This is a genomic window from Promicromonospora sp. NPDC090134 (assembly GCF_044746965.1).
Lineage (GTDB): Bacteria > Actinomycetota > Actinomycetes > Actinomycetales > Cellulomonadaceae > Promicromonospora.
Genome location: NZ_JBIVCZ010000007.1, coordinates 1 through 16885, shown reverse-complemented (window position 1 = coordinate 16885; position 16885 = coordinate 1). Strand labels below are relative to the sequence as shown.

The 16885-nt window shown below is 73.0% G+C and carries 16 protein-coding genes and 1 rRNA gene; 2 read left to right on the top strand and 15 right to left on the bottom strand.

The window, feature by feature from the left end:
- Positions 1-3 precede the first annotated feature (3 nt).
- Genes ACIPN7_RS18955 through ACIPN7_RS18935 form a run of 5 tightly spaced genes read right to left on the bottom strand, consistent with a single transcriptional unit; the run spans position 4 to position 5843 of the window.
- Positions 4-978, bottom strand: coding sequence for an NAD-dependent epimerase/dehydratase family protein (locus ACIPN7_RS18955; protein ID WP_400545612.1), 975 nt, complete (start codon positions 976-978; stop codon positions 4-6).
- Positions 975-2690, bottom strand: coding sequence for a class I adenylate-forming enzyme family protein (locus ACIPN7_RS18950; RefSeq protein WP_400545609.1), 1716 nt, complete (start codon positions 2688-2690; stop codon positions 975-977). The genes ACIPN7_RS18955 and ACIPN7_RS18950 overlap by 4 nt, the downstream gene beginning before the upstream one ends.
- The gene (locus ACIPN7_RS18945) at positions 2687-3895 is read right to left on the bottom strand and encodes a cytochrome P450 (protein WP_400545606.1); all 1209 of its coding nucleotides are present in this window, start codon (positions 3893-3895) and stop codon (positions 2687-2689) included. Before ACIPN7_RS18945 ends, ACIPN7_RS18950 begins: the two co-directional genes overlap by 4 nt.
- Positions 3892-4686, bottom strand: a complete 795-nt coding sequence (locus tag ACIPN7_RS18940; protein ID WP_400545603.1) for a glycosyltransferase — start codon at positions 4684-4686, stop codon at positions 3892-3894. The genes ACIPN7_RS18945 and ACIPN7_RS18940 overlap by 4 nt, the downstream gene beginning before the upstream one ends.
- A complete protein-coding gene (locus ACIPN7_RS18935; RefSeq protein WP_400545600.1) occupies positions 4680-5843 on the bottom strand; it encodes a 3-oxoacyl-ACP synthase III family protein in 1164 nt (387 codons plus the stop codon). Before ACIPN7_RS18935 ends, ACIPN7_RS18940 begins: the two co-directional genes overlap by 7 nt.
- Before the next feature lie 125 nt (positions 5844-5968).
- Between ACIPN7_RS18935 and ACIPN7_RS18930 the strand changes: the two genes are divergently transcribed.
- Positions 5969-6538: a Uma2 family endonuclease gene (locus tag ACIPN7_RS18930; RefSeq protein ID WP_400545597.1), complete on the top strand. Its 570-nt coding sequence runs from the start codon at positions 5969-5971 to the stop codon at positions 6536-6538.
- 51 nt (positions 6539-6589) lie between these two features.
- Here the strand turns inward: ACIPN7_RS18930 and ACIPN7_RS18925 are convergent, their stop codons facing one another.
- The 5 genes from ACIPN7_RS18925 to ilvD all read right to left on the bottom strand — a co-directional run bounded on the left by ACIPN7_RS18925 (position 6590) and on the right by ilvD (position 11976).
- A complete protein-coding gene (locus tag ACIPN7_RS18925) occupies positions 6590-7555 on the bottom strand; it encodes an ATP-binding cassette domain-containing protein (protein WP_400545594.1) in 966 nt (321 codons plus the stop codon).
- Positions 7552-8379 (bottom strand): ABC transporter permease, encoded by an 828-nt coding sequence (locus ACIPN7_RS18920; protein WP_400545591.1) that lies wholly within the window; start codon positions 8377-8379, stop codon positions 7552-7554. Before ACIPN7_RS18920 ends, ACIPN7_RS18925 begins: the two co-directional genes overlap by 4 nt.
- Positions 8372-9190, bottom strand: a complete 819-nt coding sequence (locus tag ACIPN7_RS18915; RefSeq protein ID WP_400545588.1) for an ABC transporter permease — start codon at positions 9188-9190, stop codon at positions 8372-8374. The genes ACIPN7_RS18920 and ACIPN7_RS18915 overlap by 8 nt, the downstream gene beginning before the upstream one ends.
- A 90-nt stretch (positions 9191-9280) precedes the next feature.
- The gene (locus ACIPN7_RS18910) at positions 9281-9952 is read right to left on the bottom strand and encodes a VOC family protein (protein ID WP_400545585.1); all 672 of its coding nucleotides are present in this window, start codon (positions 9950-9952) and stop codon (positions 9281-9283) included.
- Between the two features lie 161 nt (positions 9953-10113).
- Positions 10114-11976 carry a dihydroxy-acid dehydratase gene (ilvD, locus tag ACIPN7_RS18905; RefSeq protein WP_400545582.1) on the bottom strand — a complete coding sequence of 621 codons (1863 nt, stop codon included), beginning with the start codon at positions 11974-11976 and terminating at the stop codon, positions 10114-10116.
- A gap of 206 nt (positions 11977-12182) precedes the next feature.
- Between ilvD and ACIPN7_RS18900 the strand changes: the two genes are divergently transcribed.
- A complete protein-coding gene (locus ACIPN7_RS18900; protein WP_400545579.1) occupies positions 12183-12617 on the top strand; it encodes a CBS domain-containing protein in 435 nt (144 codons plus the stop codon).
- A gap of 56 nt (positions 12618-12673) precedes the next feature.
- Here ACIPN7_RS18900 and ACIPN7_RS18895 read toward each other — a convergent pair whose 3' ends face one another.
- The 5 genes from ACIPN7_RS18895 to rrf all read right to left on the bottom strand — a co-directional run.
- Positions 12674-13258, bottom strand: a complete 585-nt coding sequence (locus tag ACIPN7_RS18895) for a GNAT family N-acetyltransferase (protein WP_285107091.1) — start codon at positions 13256-13258, stop codon at positions 12674-12676.
- A gap of 43 nt (positions 13259-13301) precedes the next feature.
- Positions 13302-14822, bottom strand: a complete 1521-nt coding sequence (gatB, locus tag ACIPN7_RS18890; RefSeq protein ID WP_400545576.1) for an Asp-tRNA(Asn)/Glu-tRNA(Gln) amidotransferase subunit GatB — start codon at positions 14820-14822, stop codon at positions 13302-13304.
- Positions 14819-16360: an Asp-tRNA(Asn)/Glu-tRNA(Gln) amidotransferase subunit GatA gene (gene gatA, locus ACIPN7_RS18885; RefSeq protein ID WP_400545573.1), complete on the bottom strand. Its 1542-nt coding sequence runs from the start codon at positions 16358-16360 to the stop codon at positions 14819-14821. Before gatA ends, gatB begins: the two co-directional genes overlap by 4 nt.
- Position 16361: 1 nt before the next feature.
- Positions 16362-16658 carry an Asp-tRNA(Asn)/Glu-tRNA(Gln) amidotransferase subunit GatC gene (gatC, locus tag ACIPN7_RS18880; RefSeq protein WP_020013625.1) on the bottom strand — a complete coding sequence of 99 codons (297 nt, stop codon included), beginning with the start codon at positions 16656-16658 and terminating at the stop codon, positions 16362-16364.
- Between the two features lie 141 nt (positions 16659-16799).
- Positions 16800-16885 (bottom strand): 5S ribosomal RNA (rrf, locus tag ACIPN7_RS18875); the annotation flags it as partial.

Here is a 16885-nt window from a genome sequence, read left to right as displayed (position 1 = left end):
GGGCTACCAGCTCATGGCGCCGTGCAGCGACGTCGGCGCCGGGTCCACGCCGAGGCGTTCCCGCAGCACCGTGAGGTCGTAGGTACGCTCCATCGCGAGGTGGCTGATGGCGTACCGCGACAGGCGCGGCTCGCGACCCGTCCACCGAGCCAGCCGCTCCCCCACCCAAGCCAGGGCGTGCGCCAGCCGCAGCGGGATCCCCACCACCTCGACCGGCCGGAACCGGGCGAACATCAGCAGCTCGACCGTCTCGTCGAGGTCGACCGGGCTCGCGTCGGCGACGTTGGCCACGAGCGGCCGCCCCGCGGCGATCTCGGGCTCGACGTCCACGTCCAGGGCGGCCCGCACCGTGCGGGCCAGCGTGTCGACGTGCGTGAGGTGCTGCCGTACCTTGCCGCCACCCGGCAGCGGCAGCCAGGCGCCGATCGCCGCGGACTCCAGCCGCGGCAGCAGCGTGGTGTCGCCCGGCCCGTAGACCGCGTGCGGCCGCAGCACGACGACGGGTCCGCGGTCCTCACGTGCGGCGTCCGCCGCAAGGTACCGCTCGGCGGCGGCCTTCGTGGAGCCGTAGGGATTCACGTACCCGCGGGCGGGCGCCTCCGCCTCGGTGGCCGCGACGCTCGGCGTCCGGGGGTCGTACACGCTGCCCGACGAGAGGTGGACGAACCGAGCGCCGGGGAACGTCTCCCGCACCGCGCGGGTGCCCTCGACGTTGACCACCCAGGCCCGGGCGTGGCTGCCGCCGTCCCCGACGGAGGCGCCGCAGTGCACCACGACGTCGACGTCCTCGGGCCGGTCCTCCTTCGCCAGCGGACCGTCGCGCAGGTCCCAGAACTGGTGGGCGACCTTGTCGAGCAGCTCGGCGGGTACGCGCGGGACGCGACGCGAGAACGCGATCACCTCGTGCCCGTGCGCCGCGAGGTCCCGCACCACAGCCCCGCCAACAAACCCAGACGAACCGGTCACAGCCACCCTCATGCGCGCACTGTACCCGCGAGAGGTGAAACCAGGTCGACCAGGGCGTGACGGTCCGGTTTCCGGGACCGGCCCGCGAGCGGCACGTGCGACGCCTCGACCACCAGGTCGGGCAGCGCACCATGGTCCAGGACCCGCCCGACCTGGTCGGCGACGGCCCGGGCCAGCTCGGTACCCGCCCGGACCCGCGGCGTGCCCACGCCGGGCACCGCACCCTCGGGCGTCACCACGAGGACCACCCGCTCGTCGCCGTCCGGCATCGGGACGCCGACCAGAACGGCGTCGGCCACCCCTGGCAGGTCCCGCAGCCGGGGCTCGAACAGGCCCGGGTAGATGTTCACCGTGCCGCGGATGATCATGTCCCGGTTGCGGCCGACCAGCACGATCCGGCCGTCGGCATCCCGGTAGGCGAGGTCGCCGGTGCGGTGCTCGGCCGTCCGCGGCTTGCCGGCGTCGAGGTCGGACAGGTAGCCCGCCATCAGCGACGGCCCGGTCAGCACCAGCTCGCCCACCGCCGGCCCGTCGCCGGACGGACCACGGGTGTCGTCCAGGCCGACGACGGCGGTGTCGATCCGCACGCCGATCCCGTTCAGCGGACGGCCGACGAGGTCGCCCCGCGCACCCCCGGCGGCCGCGATCTTCTCGTCGGCCTCGGTCATCGCGGCGGGCAGGATCTCGGTGGCCCCGTACACGGCGATCCAGCGCGTGCCCGGCAGCACCCGGCGGCCGCGCTCGAGGAGCGCGGCGGTGACCGGGGCCGCGCCGACCGCCAGCACCGCGGGGCCGACGGCGGGCACCGCGCCGCCGTCGACCCCGCGTGCCTCCAGGACGTCGAGCAGCGCCGTCACGTCGGCGGGCACCAGGAACGACGAGTCTGCGCCCGCGACGCCCCGCGCGAACGCCTCCGGGTCGCCCTTGGGCGTGCTCGCCGGGATCTCCCACGTGCCGCCCGCGAGCATCGCCGGGAGCCCCAGGAACATCTGGTCGGTATGCGCTCGCTGACCGGCCCGCAACCCGCCCACCTGGGCGAACAGACCCAGCATGCCGCCAAGCGTGCCCGCGGTGTGCACCACGGCCTTGGGCTCGGCGGTGGTCCCGGACGTGAAGACGACCAGCGCCTCGGGATCGTCCGCGACCCACCCGGGCCGCGGCGCCCGGTCCGGCACCGGCGTCGGCTCCGACCCCGGAGTCGTCTCCAGCTCTCGCACCGGTCCCCGTACCCCCGCCGCCCGCCGCGCCCCACGCGGCACCCCCGGCAGCCACCGCCCCGTGTACAGGTGCCGCACGGGCAGCCGGCCGTAGTCCGGGAGCAGCAGCCCGCGCGAGCGCGCGATCCCGCGCAGCGGCCCCGACGACGCCGCGTACAGCAGCGCCTCCGTCGCGGCCCACCGCGGCCCCGCGGCCGCGATCCGGGCGGCGAACAGCTCCGGCGTCGAACCCGGGTCCACGAAGACGACGGAGCCGCCCGCGCGCAGGATCGCGAGGCACAGGACCACGCCCTCGGGCCGGGGCCGGACGCTGAACAGCACCCGGTCACCGGGCCGCAAGCCCTGCGCCCGCAGGCCGGACGCCGTCCGCCCGACGCGCTCGGCGAGGTCGCGGAACGTGACCTCCTCGCGCACGCGAGCGCCACCACGGCCCCCGAACCAGCGCAGCGCCACGGCGTCGGGCGTGTCCCGCGCCAGGGCCGGCAGGCGCTCCAGGAAGTGGGTCATCTCGTCTCCTCCGCGTCCGGTCCCAGCCGGAGCTCCAGCGACCGGTACGCCGGGACCAGCACGCCGCGTGCGGCCCGGCGCCGGCCCACGACGGGCACCCGGCCGTCGGTCGACGCGGCGGCGAGCGCGTCCAGGACGGCGTCCACCTGGGCGATCGCGAGCGGCATGCCGAGGCAGAAGTGCGGCCCGGCGCCGAACCACAGGTGCCGCACGGCGGGGTCGACCGGCCGGCCAGGATCGAAGCCGCCGGCGGCCCGGCAGCAGTTGACCGTGGCGATCACCACGCGCTCCCCGGCGGCGACCGGCACCTCGCCCACCGCCGCGTCGGCCCGCACCGCGCGCAGCATCGCCGGCGTCGGCACCGTGACGCGGAGCCCCTCCTCGACGGCGCGCCGCCGCGTCGGGGCGTCGCCGGTCAGCAGCCGCCCGGTCCACCCGGTGTCGTGGGCGATCGCGACGAGCCGCGGCACGAACGACTGGACGGTCTCCGTGCCGGTGAGCACGAACGCCCCGACGGCGCCCATCGCCTCGCGCTCGGACAGCCCCAGGTCGCGCATCCGCCCGGGGACCGTCGCCGGGTCGCCGTCGTCGTAGGCGGCGCGGGCGGGCGCCGTCAGCCGCTCCAGCACCGCCCGCGCCCGCGTGACCTGGGACCGCGTGAGGCCGTGCCGGTGCAGCCGCACCATCCCGGTGATCGTCCGGGCGGCGGACATCGCGGAGCGCACGGCGTCGTCCGTCGGCGGCAGCCCCACCATCCCGCAGATCACCGCGCCGGCCTGCGCCGTCACGGCGGCGGCGAGGTCGATCGTCTCCCCCGCGGCCAGCCGCCGCGTCAGGTCCGGCAGCACGCCGCCGTCGTCCGGGAATCCGCCCCCCGCCACCAGCTCCCGCACCGCCCGGGGCGCGAACAGCGGCCCCAGCGCGCGCCGCAGCGCGGCGTGCTCCGCGCCCTCCATGTTGAGCAGCACGGACGGCCCGAGCACCGGCGTCCACAGGTCCGACGGCGCCCCGGGGCCCAGCTTCGAGAAGTGGTCCAGGTCGAGCAGCACCTCACGCGCGATCGCGGCGTCGCTCACCACCACGCCGACGCGCGGGACGCGCACCACGGGCCGGTGCCGCGCGGACCGGAGCGCCGGGTAGGCGAGCGGGTGCGCGGCCCGCTGCACCCGCTCCTCCCAGAGCGCCTCGGGCGCGGCGGCCGTCATCGGATGTCCACGACCTCGGGCCGGTAGCGATGGTCGGCGTACCAGCCGAGCGTGCGCACCAGGCCCCACGCGTGCACGCGGCGCGTCGAGGCGCGCACCCACACCTCGCGGTGCTCCGCGTACCGGGTGGTCAGCCGGCGCACGGCGTTGACCAGCGCGCGGTCCTCGTGCACGTCCTCGATCCGGGTGCGCGGGAACCCGCCGGCGCGCTCGTACAGGGACGCCGTGATCGCCATGTTGCAGCCGGGCGTCATCACGTACGGCCCCAGGTACCCGTCGTCCCGGTTGCCCGGGCGGATCTTGCCGAACGTGCTGGACGCCCACAGCGCGAACGACAGCACGCCCTGCTGGACCCGCGAGACCGGCAGGTCGTCGGTGCGCGGCAGCAGCCGCCCGGCGACCAGCTCGTCGCCCGACGCGAACGCCTGGCGCACCGCCCGCGTCCAGCCGGGCGGCGGCAGGCAGTCGGCGTCGGTCCGGGCCAGCAGCTCCGCCCCGAGGGCGATGGCGGTCCGCATCCCGGTGTCCGCCGCGGCCCCGGTCCCCTTCTCGGACTCCGTGACGACCCGCCAGCGCAGCCGCCCCCACTCCGCGATCGCCTTGCGCACCACGTCCGGCGTGCCGTCGGTGGACCCGTTGTCCACCACGACCAGGTCGAAGTCGTCGTCCTCCTGCGCGTGCAGCGCCGCGAGGGTACGCAGGATCCCGTGCTCGTGCGCCTCGTTCAACGCGGGCACGACGACGGCGAGGCGGGCTCTGCCGTCCGAACCATCCGACCGGGGCGTCACCACCGGACCACCATCGCCCCCATGCTGATCCCGCCCGCGAGCCCGAGGAGCAGCACCACGTCGCCCCGGTGCAGGCGGCCGGAATCGAGCGCCGTCACGAGCTGCAGCGGCAGGGTCGCCGAGGCCAGGTTGCCGTGGTCGGCCACGGTGACGATCGTGCGGTCGGCCGGCACACCGAGCGCCGCGTGCACGTCCGCGAGGTAACCGACCGCGACCTGGTGCACCGCGACGAGCGCGACGTCGTCCATCGTCACGCCGGCCCGCTCCAGCGCCTCGTCGACCGGGCCCGGCCCGAGGGCGAGGAACGCCTCGCGCAGGCGTGACCCGTCGATCTCGAAGTAGCTGCGCTCGGGGTCGCGCGGGTTGAACGTGCCGCCGCCCGGCAGCATGCCCACGTCCCAGTGCTGCGACTCCGCGGTGAACGCCGAGCCGAGGATGCCGGACGGCCGGACCACGGGTTCGACCAGGCCGGCGAGCTCTGCGGCCAGCTCGTCCTCGAAGCCGGACGGCGCCTCCGTCGCCTCGACGAGCACCGCCGCCCCGGCGTCGGACATCGTGTAGCCGGCAGCGGACAGGGCGTACGTCGACCGGTCGGGCACGTCCCACCGGACGCCGCGCGTCGGCATCTCGCCCGACGCGACCAGCACCCGGCGGTACCTGCCGGTCCCGATGAGGGCCTCGGCCACCTCGATCCCGTTGAGCACGGAGTTGCAGGCGTTCTTGACGTCCATCACCGGGGCCCGGACACCGAGCTTGGCCGCGGTGATGTGACTGGTGGCGGGCTCGATCATGTCCTGGGTGGCCGAGGCGAAGATCAGGAGGTCCACGTCCTGCGGCCCCAGACCCGCCCGGTCCAGGAGGGTACGCGAGGCGGCGACGGCGAGGTCGGAGGCCTGCTGGTCGGCGTCGGCCACGTGGGTCCGGCGCACGCCGGTCAGGCGCGACACCATCGGGACGCGCGGCGCGACCTTGGGGTTCCTGCGGTGCAGGTCGCGCTCGGCCTCGGCCACGTCGCGGGTGCGTTCGGGCAGGTGGACCGCCACGTCGGCGATCCGGGCGACGGGGTGCGGCACCGGCCGCGGCGACCGCGGGGTCGACGGCGCGGGCTCGGCGGATCGGGCGGGAACCGGGCTCAGCACGGCGGCTGGTTCGGGAAGCACCCGGCACACGTTAGCGGCACCCATCTCGCACCCAGGAGGGCTAGACGTATTAACGTCTAGGCATGCGATCGACAGGAGCAGCGATGAGCCATGACACCACGGCTGCCCGTTGTTACCGTGTTCCCATGACTCAGCTCCCCGACTGGATGCGCCCGCCGCGCCCGGAGGGCTGGCTCGCCGAGGACCTGGACAATCTGCCGGACGCTCCCCGCCACACCGAGCTGATCGACGGAGCCCTCGTCTTCATGATGTCCCCACAACGCAACTGGCACCGCCGCGTCATCAACGCACTTGACCGCAGGCTCGCCGCTCAGGCGCCCGACAAGATCGAGGTCAACAGCGAGATGACCGTCCGCCTGGACGAACGAAACCGACCCGAGCCCGACGTGGTCGCGTCGACGGTGTCGATCGACCGCGACGCCACGTGCTACGAGGCCAAGGACATCGTCCTGGCGATCGAGGTGGTCTCACCCGAGTCCGAGCACCGTGACAAGGCCGTCAAGCCCCACAAGTACGCCGAGGCCGGCATCCGCCACTTCTGGCGCGTCGAGGACGTCGACTCGGTCACCGTGATCCATGTCTACGAGCTCGACGACCTCACCAGGACCTACGTGCCGACCGGCATCTACCGCGAGACCCTCAAGGTCGACCTGCCGTTCCCGATCGAGCTCGACGTCCAGTCGCTGTACGGCTGAGCCGGAGTCTGCACGCAGTCTCGCGCCGACCGACCGGCGACACCCGGCCGCTCACCGCCGCGTGGCGCGGTAGATCTCGCGCACCACGTCCTCGATGTCGGGCTCGGCGATCGACAGGTCCAGCACCTCGGCCCGCTCGGAGATCGCGGCGAGCACCCGCGCCGCCGTCGTGCGCTGCGGATCGAACGCGAGCCGCTGCCGCAGACCGTCCGAGTCGCTGCGGACATGCTCCGCGCCCGGCACGTCGGCGAGGTCGGGGGTCGCGACCGCGAGGTCGACGACCAGCTCCCGCCGCGCGCCGACCGTGCGCGCCAGCCCGTCGAGCGTGCCGTCGAACGCCAGGCGGCCGTGGTCCACGACCAGGATCCGGTCGCAGAGCCGCTCGACGTCGCCCATGTCGTGCGTCGTGAGCAGGAGCGTGGTGCCGTGCTCGCGCCGCTGCGCCACGAGGAACTCGCGCAGGCGCTGCTTGGACAGCACGTCCAGGCCGATCGTCGGCTCGTCGAGGATCACCAGGTCCGGGCGGTGCAGGAGCGCGGCCGCGACCTCGGCCCGCATGCGCTGCCCCAGGGAGAGCTGCCGCACGGGCGTGGCCAGGAACTCCCCCATCTCCAGCATGTCGACCAGCTCGGCGGTCCGGGCGCGCTCGTCGGCGGCGGACAGGGAGTGGATCGCGGACAGGATCGAGAACGACTCCCGCACCGGCAGGTCCCACCAGAGCTGCGAGCGCTGCCCGAACACCACGCCGATCCGGCGGGCGAGCGCACGCCGCTGCTTCAGGGGGTGCAGCCCCATGGTCGTCACGGTGCCGCTGGTGGGCACCAGGATGCCGACGAGCATCTTGATCGTCGTCGACTTCCCGGCCCCGTTCGCGCCGATGTAGCCCACGGACTCGCCCGCCTCGACGGTGAGGTCGAGGCCGTCGACGGCGACGTGCCGCGAGCGCCGCAGCCGGCTCTTCCGGTCCGGCCGCCCGGTGAACACCCGGGTCAGGCCCTCGGTCTCGATGACGTTCATCCGCCCGCTCCTCGGTAGTGACGAAGGCCCCAGCGCCAGGACAGCCCCGCGACGACGACCGCCCAGAGCGCCGCGACGGGCGCACACCAGCCCAGCCAGACCGGCAGACCCGCGACGCCCGGCGTGCCGAGCAGCGTGGAGACCGGCAGGAAGGCCGCGAACGCCACGGGGAAGACGACGCCGAAGACCACCAGCAGGCTGCGCGGCCACACGCTCGTGGGCTGCGTGGCCGCGTACCGGCCGCCGTACACGAACGCGTTGGTCATCTCGGCGCCGTTGACCAGGAAGAACTGCAGCCCGGCCGCGGTGACGAACTGCGCCGTGAAGATGACGAACCCGGAGGCCAGCGCCACGACCAGCAGCCCGACCGCGCCGGCGCTCCACTCGATGTCGTTGAGCACCAGGCCGACCGTGAGCGACGTCGCACCCACCAGGCAGCGCCCGATGCGGCGCAGGCTGAGGTCGCTCGTGACGAGCTGGGCCAGCACCGGCTGCGGGCGCAGGAAGAACACGTCGAGCGTGCCCGCCCGGACGTACAGGGGCAGGTTGTCGCAGTGCCCGGCCACCAGGTCGGCGAGGGAGAAGGCGAGGTCGGACAGGCCGAACACGAGCATGATCTGCGCGAGCGTGAACCCGCCGATCTGGTCCGTCGCCGAGTAGAGCACCCAGATCTCGCCGAACTCGATGATGCCGACGAGCAGTGCGCCGACGAGGTCCATGCGAAAGCTCGCACGGTGGCTCGCCTGCGAGCGCGCGCGGCTGGCCACGACGGCCCGGTAGGCGCGCAGGCCCCGCACCTTGCGCTGCGCCTCCGCCTCAGCCACCCTGCACCTCCAGCCTGCGGCGTCCGGCCCGCGTGGTCAGGTGCCCGACGGCGAGCACGATCGCGAGCCACAGCGCCTGCACGCCGAGGTGCTGCCAGGCCGCCGCCCCGGTGACCTGGCCGGAGAGCACGTCGACCGGGAGCTGCATCATCGACGGGAACGGCGTGAGCAGCGCGAGCGTCAGCAACCAGTCCGGGAAGAGGTAGATCGGCGTGTAGAGGCCGGCGAACAGCCCGGAGAACGACATGTAGAACACGGCGACGCCGCGGGACTCCACGAGCCAGAAGCCCGACGTCGCCACGGCATAGACGCAGGCGTGCGAGACGGCGATGCCGAGCAGCAGGCTGATCAGGCCGAGCGCGTACGCGCTCGGGTCGGACGGCAGCACCATGCCGCCGATCGCGACCCCGATGAGCACGCTCGGCAGCCCGCGCGGCAGCAGGCCGAACAGCCCCTTGCCGACGTCCGTCAGCACGTGGGAGGCCTGGACGCTCACGGGCCGCAGGAAGTCGACGGCGACGTCGCCGGACTTGATGCGGGTCTGCAGGTCGCTGCCGCCCCACAGGTTCACCGACCCGAGCAGCCCCTGCCCCAGCCAGACGAACGCGGCCATGCTGCCCGCCGTGTACCCGGCCAGCTCGCCGCCCGAGCTCTCGACCGCGGCCCCCATGATCGAGCCCTTGAGCACACCGAACGTCGCGTTCGCGACCAGACCCGCGAGGGTCGCGAGCGGGTAGGCCGACTGCCCGCGGAAGCCCGCCAGGAGGAGCCGCCAGTACGGGTTCCGGGCGGGTGGGGTGAGCGGGCGCACAAGCGCGAGACACTACCCGTTCCTGGGCCCGAGTTCATCCTCTTTTTCCGGGCGTGTGCCCCGGGCCTGTCTCCCGCGCGGCGGACCGCGTCAGAAGTCGCCCTGCCAGGTGCAGACGCAGGCCTCGTTGCCCTCGGCGTCGGCCAGCACCCACCACGACGGGGCGTACTTGTCCGTGACGAGCCGCCCGCCGGCCGCGACCGCCTCCGCCACCCGCGCCTCGGCCAGGTCGTGCGGCACCCAGACGTCCACGTGGATGCGGTTGCGCTGCTCCCGGTGCTCGTCGGTCTGCTGGAACCAGAACATCGGCTGGCGTCCCTCCCCGTCGAGGAGCCGGCCGGCCGCGGTGTTCCCACCGCGGTACGGCTGCGCCTCGTGACCCAGCACCGCCTGCCAGAAGGCCTGGACGGCAGGCCCGACCACGGCGTCGATCGCGATCGCCACCTCGCGCAGCCCGGACACGTCCGCCGCGACGCCGACGTTGCGGGCCGCGGCCGAGATCGCCCGCGCCAGCGCGAGGTCCCGCTCGGACAGCCCGCCGATGTCGTGCGACCAGGTCCGCACCGTCACCGTCCCGTAGCGCAGATCGACGTCGGGATGGTGGTTCGCGGACTCGGCGAGCTCACCGATGCGGGCGACCAGCACCAGCCCGGTGGCGAACGAACCGGTGGTGAAGCGCGCGAGCGCAGCGTCGTGGAGCACCCGCCAGTCGTCCGTGCCTTCCGCCGCGGTGAACTCGGCAGCGGTGATCGCGTCGCTCATGGGTCGCGCCTTCCCTCGTACGTCCAGTCGTCCGGGTCCCACCACCATGGCACGAGACTCCGACACCCGACAGGCCCCGGACGTCACCGCTCGTCGGTGCGTCGTCCGACGACGGACCCGGTCCCGGGCCCGCCGTCGGACGACACGTCGCGCTCCTCCGGTCAGCCGCGACGCAGCCGCGAGACGTCGCGCACGGCCCCGCGGTCGGCCGACGTCGCCAGGGCCGCGTAGGCCTGCAGCGCCGGCGACACGTACCGGTCGCGGGCGACGGGCTGCCACGGCCGCTCGGAGGACTCCATCTTGGCGCGCCGCTCGGCGAGCACCTCGTCCGGCACGTTGATCCGGATCATCCGGGTGTCGACGTCGATCTCGATCTCGTCGCCGTCCTCGACCAGCCCGATGGTGCCGCCCGCCGCGGCCTCCGGGGAGACGTGCCCCACGGAGATGCCGCTGGACCCGCCGGAGAACCGGCCGTCCGTGATGAGCGCGACGACCTTGCCCAGCCCGCGGCCCTTGATGTACGAGGTCGGGTAGAGCATCTCCTGCATGCCCGGCCCGCCGGACGGGCCCTCGTAGCGCACGACGACGACGTGGCCCGGCTCGACCTGCTTGGTCAGGATCTTCTCGACGGCCTCGTCCTGCGACTCGCAGACGAGCGCCTTGCCCACGAAGTGGAAGACGTCCGGGTCGACGCCCGCCGTCTTGAACACGGCGCCGTCCTCGGCGAGGTTGCCGCGCAGCACGGCCAGCCCGCCCTCGACGGTGTACGCGTGCTCGATGTCGCGGATGCAGCCGCCCGCGCCGTCGGTGTCGAGCGTCTCCCACTGGTTGTTCGTGGAGAACGCCTTGGTGGTGCGCACGCCGCCCGGGGCCGCGTGGAACAGGCCGAGCGCCCGGTCGGTGGCCTTGCCACCGCGGACGTCCCAGTCGTCGAGCCACGCGCGCAGCGTGGGCGTGTGCACCGAGGTGACGTCGTGGTCCAGCAGGCCGCCGCGGTCGAGCTCGCCCAGCAGGGCGGGGATGCCACCCGCCCGGTGCACGTCCTCCATGTGGTAGTCCGGGTGGTTGGGCGCCACCTTGGACAGGCACGGCACCCGGCGGCTGATGTCCTCGATGTCGGCGAGCGTGAAGTCCACCTCCGCCTCCTGGGCGGCGGCGAGGACGTGCAGCACCGTGTTGGTGGAACCGCCCATGGCCACGTCGAGCGCCATCGCGTTCGCGAACGCCGCCTTGGTGGCGATCCCGCGGGGCGCCGCGGAGTCGTCCTCGTCCTCGTAGTACCGGCGGGCCAGGTCCACGATGGTGCGGCCGGCCTCCAGGAACAGCTCCTTGCGGGCGGCGTGCGTCGCCAGCGTCGAGCCGTTGCCGGGCAGCGACAGGCCCAGGGCCTCGGTGAGGCAGTTCATCGAGTTCGCGGTGAACATGCCGGAGCACGAGCCGCACGTGGGGCACGCGTTCTCCTCGACCAGGCCGAGCGCGGCGTCGTCCACGTTCTCGTCCGCCGAGTAGTTGATCGCGTTGATCAGGTTCAGCGGCGTCTTCGCGACGCCGTTCGCCACCACTGCCTTGCCGGCCTCCATGGGGCCGCCCGACACGAAGATCACCGGGATGTTCAGCCGCAGCGCGGCGTTGAGCATGCCCGGCGTGATCTTGTCGCAGTTGGAGATGCAGACGAGGGCGTCCGCGGTGTGCGCCTGGACCATGTACTCCACGGAGTCCGCGATCAGGTCGCGGCTCGGCAGGGAGTAGAGCATGCCGGCGTGGCCCATCGCGATGCCGTCGTCGACGGCGATGGTGTTGAACTCCTTGGCGACGCCGCCGGCCTCACGGATCGCCGAGGCCACGAGGTCGCCCATGTCCTTGAGGTGTACGTGCCCCGGTACGAACTGCGTGTACGAGTTCGCGATCGCGATGATCGGCTTCCCGAAGTCCTCGGAACCCATGCCGGTGGCGCGCCAGAGCGCGCGGGCTCCGGCCATGTTGCGGCCGTGGGTGGACGTCCGGGAGCGCAGGGGACGACTCATGACTGTTCAGCTCCTTCGATGCTGGGTGGCCGTGCGCGATGCGGGCGAACGGCCTCGTCACGCTACCTCCGGTCCGGCGGGACCGGCAGGCGGCGTCCACAGGGTGACCCCCTCACCCCTGGGGAAATTTCGCCCGGTGCCGTACCGTCGTAGTCAGGAGGCCGCAACGACGCGGTCTCCGCCGTGCACTCGATGGAGGTATCCCGATGCGCGTGACAGAGGCACTGCGCCGCAAGGGCGGCTCCGTGGTCACCATCGCCAAGGACCGGAGCGTGCGCGAGCTGCTCGCCGTCCTCGCCGAGCACCGTATCGGCGCGGTCGTGGTGTCCGACGACGGCGTCACCGTCGACGGCATCGTCAGCGAGCGCGACGTCGTGCGCCGCCTGCACTCCGACGGGGACGAGATCCTGGACGGCACCGTCGAGGCGATCATGACGGTCGCCGTGCACACCTGCGGCCCCGACGCCACGCTCGACGAGCTCATGCCCGTGATGACCGAGCACCGGGTGCGGCACGTACCCGTGCTCGTGGACGCGCGGCTCACGGGGATCGTGAGCATCGGCGACGTGGTCAAGCACCGGATCGCCGAGGTGCAGGCCGAGCGGGACCAGCTCACCGCCTACATCACCGGCGGCCCCTGACCGTCGAGCGGTCAGGGGCCGCCGGGGCGCCGTCCGGGAATCCGGCCCCGGGCGACTCAGTCGTGCAGCGCCCGGTACTCGTCCTCGAGGATGCTCATCACGATGGCGTCCGCCCACGTGTCGCCGTCACGATAGATGTCGCGCAGGCGGCCCTCCTCGCGGAAGCCGAGCGATTCGTAGAGAGTCTGGGCGCGCGGGTTGATGCTGAGCACGTCCAGGCTCACCCGGTGCAGTCGCGGGCCTGGTGCGTCCTCGACGCCGTCGAACGCGAAGTGCAGCACCTCCTGGATGGCTTCGCGGCCGTACCCGCGCCCCCGGTAGTTCGGCAGGAGCTGGAGCCGCAGGTTTGCCGAACCGACGGTCTCGTCGAGGTCGTTCAGCACGATCTCGCCGATCATGTCGTCGCTGATCGGCTTGCCGTCCCGCATCGCCGCCGGGCAGATCGCCCAGTCGTACCGGCCGGGCCGGTCGCTGACGGTGCGCGCCCACTCGTCGATCTGGTCGCGCGTGAAGACGGCGGTAGTACCCGTCAGGCGGGTGCCCTCCGGGTCCTGGACTGCCTCCCACAGGCGCTCCGAGTCGCGGGCCTCGATCGGCCGCAACCGCACCATGTCGCCGTGCAGGTGGGGTCCGCGGGTCACCGGCCCGGCCTCGCAGCCCGGGACGTCACCGCGGCTCGTGACGTCACAGCCCGATCCGATCCAGCACCAGCTCCCGCACCCGCTTGGCGTCGGCCTGGCCCTTGGTCGCCTTCATGACGGCGCCGATGATCGCGCCGACCGGCCCCTGGTTGCCACCACGGACCTTCTCGACGATGTCGGGCTGAGCCGCCAGCGCCTCGTCGATCGCGGTGAGCAGGGCGCCGTCGTCCGATACGACCTCGAGGCCACGTGCCGCGACGACAGCCTCGGGGTCGCCCTCGCCGGCGAGCACGCCGTCGAGCACCTGGCGGGCGATCTTGTCGTTGATGCGGCCGGACTCCACGAGCTGCTGGAGCTGCGCGATCTGCGCCGGGGTGACGGACAGGTCCTCGAGCGAGACCTCGTCCTGCTTGGCCCGGCGGGCAAGCTCGCCCATCCACCACTTGCGGGCGCCCGCGGCGTTCGTGCCCGCGGCGACCGTCGCCTCGATGAGGTCGATGGCGCCCGCGTTGACGACGTCGCGCATCTCGGCGTCGGCGTACCCCCACTCCGTCTGGAGCCGACGGCGGCGGGCGACCGGCATCTCCGGGAGCGTCGCCCGGATCTCCTCGACCCACTCGCGGCTCGGTGCCACGGGCACCAGGTCGGGCTCGGGGAAGTAGCGGTAGTCCTCGGCGTCCGACTTCACGCGGCCCGACGACGTGGTGCCGTCCTCCTCGTGGAAGTGGCGCGTCTCCTGGATCACCGGCAGGCCGGCGTCGAGCACACCCGCCTGGCGGGACACCTCGTAGCGGACGGCGCGCTCGACCGAGCGGAACGAGTTCACGTTCTTGGTCTCGGTGCGCGTGCCCAGGGGCGACTCGGGCGTCGCCCGCAGCGACAGGTTCACGTCCGCGCGGACGTTGCCCCGCTCCATGCGGGCCTCGGAGACCCCCAGCGAGCGGAAGATGTCGCGCAGCGTCTGCACGTAGGCTCGGGCTACCTCGGGTGCCCGGTCGCCGACGCCCTCGATGGGCCGCGTCACGATCTCCACGAGCGGGATGCCGGCGCGGTTGTAGTCCACCAGCGAGTACTCGGCACCCTGGATGCGGCCGGTCGAGCCACCCACGTGGGTGTTCTTGCCGGCGTCCTCCTCCATGTGCGCGCGCTCGATCTCGACGCGGAACACGGCGCCGTCCTCCAGCTCGACGTCGATCCAGCCGTCGTAGGCGATCGGCTCGTCGTACTGCGACGTCTGGAAGTTCTTCGGCACGTCCGGGTAGAAGTAGTTCTTGCGGGCGAACCGGCAGCTCTCGGCGATGCTGCAGTTGAGCGCGAGGCCGATGCGGATCGCGTACTCGACGGCCTTGCCGTTGACCACCGGCAGCGCGCCCGGGAGCCCGAGGCTGACCGGGGTCACCTGGGTGTTGGGCTCGCCGCCGTACTCGACCTCGGCCGCGCAGAACATCTTGGTCAGCGTGCCGAGCTCCACGTGCACCTCGATGCCCAGCACCGGGTCGTAGCGGCGGACGGCGTCCTCGTAGGCGACCAGGCTGGTGGCCGTGGCGGTCGACGGTGCGGTCATCGGGCGAGCTCCGTGGTCTTGAGTTCGGGTGCCTTGTTCAGGAGGGGGCCGCCCCAGGCGCTTTCGAGAGCTGCCTCGAGGGCGGCGCCCACGCGGTACAGCCGGTCGTCCGCCTTGGCCGGGGCCAGGATCTGGAAACCGACCGGCAGACCGTCGTCGGACAGCCCGTTGGGCAGCGACATGCCGGGCACGCCCGCAAGGTTGGCCGGGATGGTCGCGACGTCGTTCAGGTACATCGCCAGGGGGTCGTCGAGCTTCTCGCCGAACTTGAACGCCGTGGTCGGCGCCGTGGGCGAGACCAGCACGTCGGCCTGCTCGAACGCGGCCGCGAAGTCGCGCTGGATCAGCGTGCGGACCTTCTGCGCGCTGCCGTAGTAGGCGTCGTAGTAGCCCGCGGACAGGGCGTACGTGCCGAGGATCACGCGGCGCTTGACCTCGTCGCCGAAGCCGGCGCCGCGCGTGGCGCCCATGACGCGCTCCGCGGTGACCGGGCCCTCGGCCGGTTCGACGCGCAGGCCGAATCGCATGCCGTCGAACTTGGCCAGGTTGCTGGACGCCTCGGCGGGCATGATCAGGTAGTACGCGTCGAGTGCGTGGGTGAAGCTGGGGCACGAGACCTCGACGATCTCGGCGCCGAGCGCGCGCAACTGGTCGAGCGACTCCTCGAACCGCGCGGAGACGCCGGCCTGGTAGCCCTCGCCCGCGAGCTCCTTGACGACGCCGACGCGCAGACCCTTCAGGTCGCCCTTCGCACCCTGCTGGGCAGCGGCGACGACGCCGGGGACCGGCTCGTTGATCGACGTCGAGTCGTGGTGGTCGTACCCGCCGATCAGCTCGTGCAGCAGCGCGGCGTCGAGCACGGTACGGGTCACGGGGCCGGCCTGGTCGAGCGACGACGCCATGGCGATCAGGCCGTAGCGGGAGACGCCACCGTAGGTGGGCTTCACGCCGACGGTGCCGGTGACGGCACCGGGCTGGCGGATGGAACCGCCGGTGTCGGTGCCGATCGCCAGGGGGGCCTCGAAGCCGGCCACCGCTGCGGCGGAGCCACCGCCGGACCCGCCGGGGATCCGGTCGAGGTCCCAGGGGTTCTTCGTGTTGCCGAACGCCGAGTGCTCCGTCGAGGAGCCCATGGCGAACTCGTCCATGTTGGTCTTGCCGAGGATCGGCAGGCCCGCGGCCTTGATGCGCTCCACGAGGGTCGCGTCGTACGGCGGGACCCAGCCCTCGAGGATCTTCGACCCCGCGGTGGTGGGCAGCCCCTTGGTCACCACGACGTCCTTGACCGCGATGGGCACGCCCGCGAGCGGGTGCAGCTCCTCGCCGGCGGCGCGCTTCGCGTCGATCTCGGCGGCCGTGGCCAGTGCCTCCGCGGAGGAGACGTGCAGGAACGCGTGCAGGTCGCCGTCGACGGCGGCGATGCGGTCCAGGTGGGCCTGCGTGGCCTCGACGCTGGTGAGGTCCTTGCTGGTCAGCGCGGACGCGAGGTCGGACGCGCTGAGCCGGGTGATGTCGTTCGTCATGTCGCTGGTACCCATCTCACTCTTCGCCAAGGATCTGCGGGACGGCGAACCGGCCGTTCTCCTGCTGCGGGGCTCCGGCCAGGACGTCCTCGACCGGCAGAGGGGCCTCGGGCACGTCGTCTCGGAACACGTTCGTCAGCGGGAGCGGGTGGCTCGTCGCGGGCACGTCTGCGGTGGCGACCTCGCTGATGCGAGCGACGGACTCGACGATCACGTCGAGCTCACCGGCAAGGCGGTCGACCTCGTCCGGTCGCAGATCGATCCGTGCCAGCGCAGCCACGCGCGCGACCTCGTCGCGGGAGATGGTGGACATGGCCGCCAGTCTAGTCGCCGGACGGCCTCGGCTCGCCCGGATCCCCGCCCGTCGCGTGTGAAATCTTCCCCGGAAATGCAGGAAGGGGGTGGGAGCGGGTCGCTGTTGCGACCCTGCTCCCACCCCCTTCCAGGAATGGTTGTCCGGCGGCGTCCTACTCTCCCACCCCGTCACCAGGGCAGTACCATCGGCGCTGTGGGGCTAAGCTTCCGGGTTCGGAATGGGAC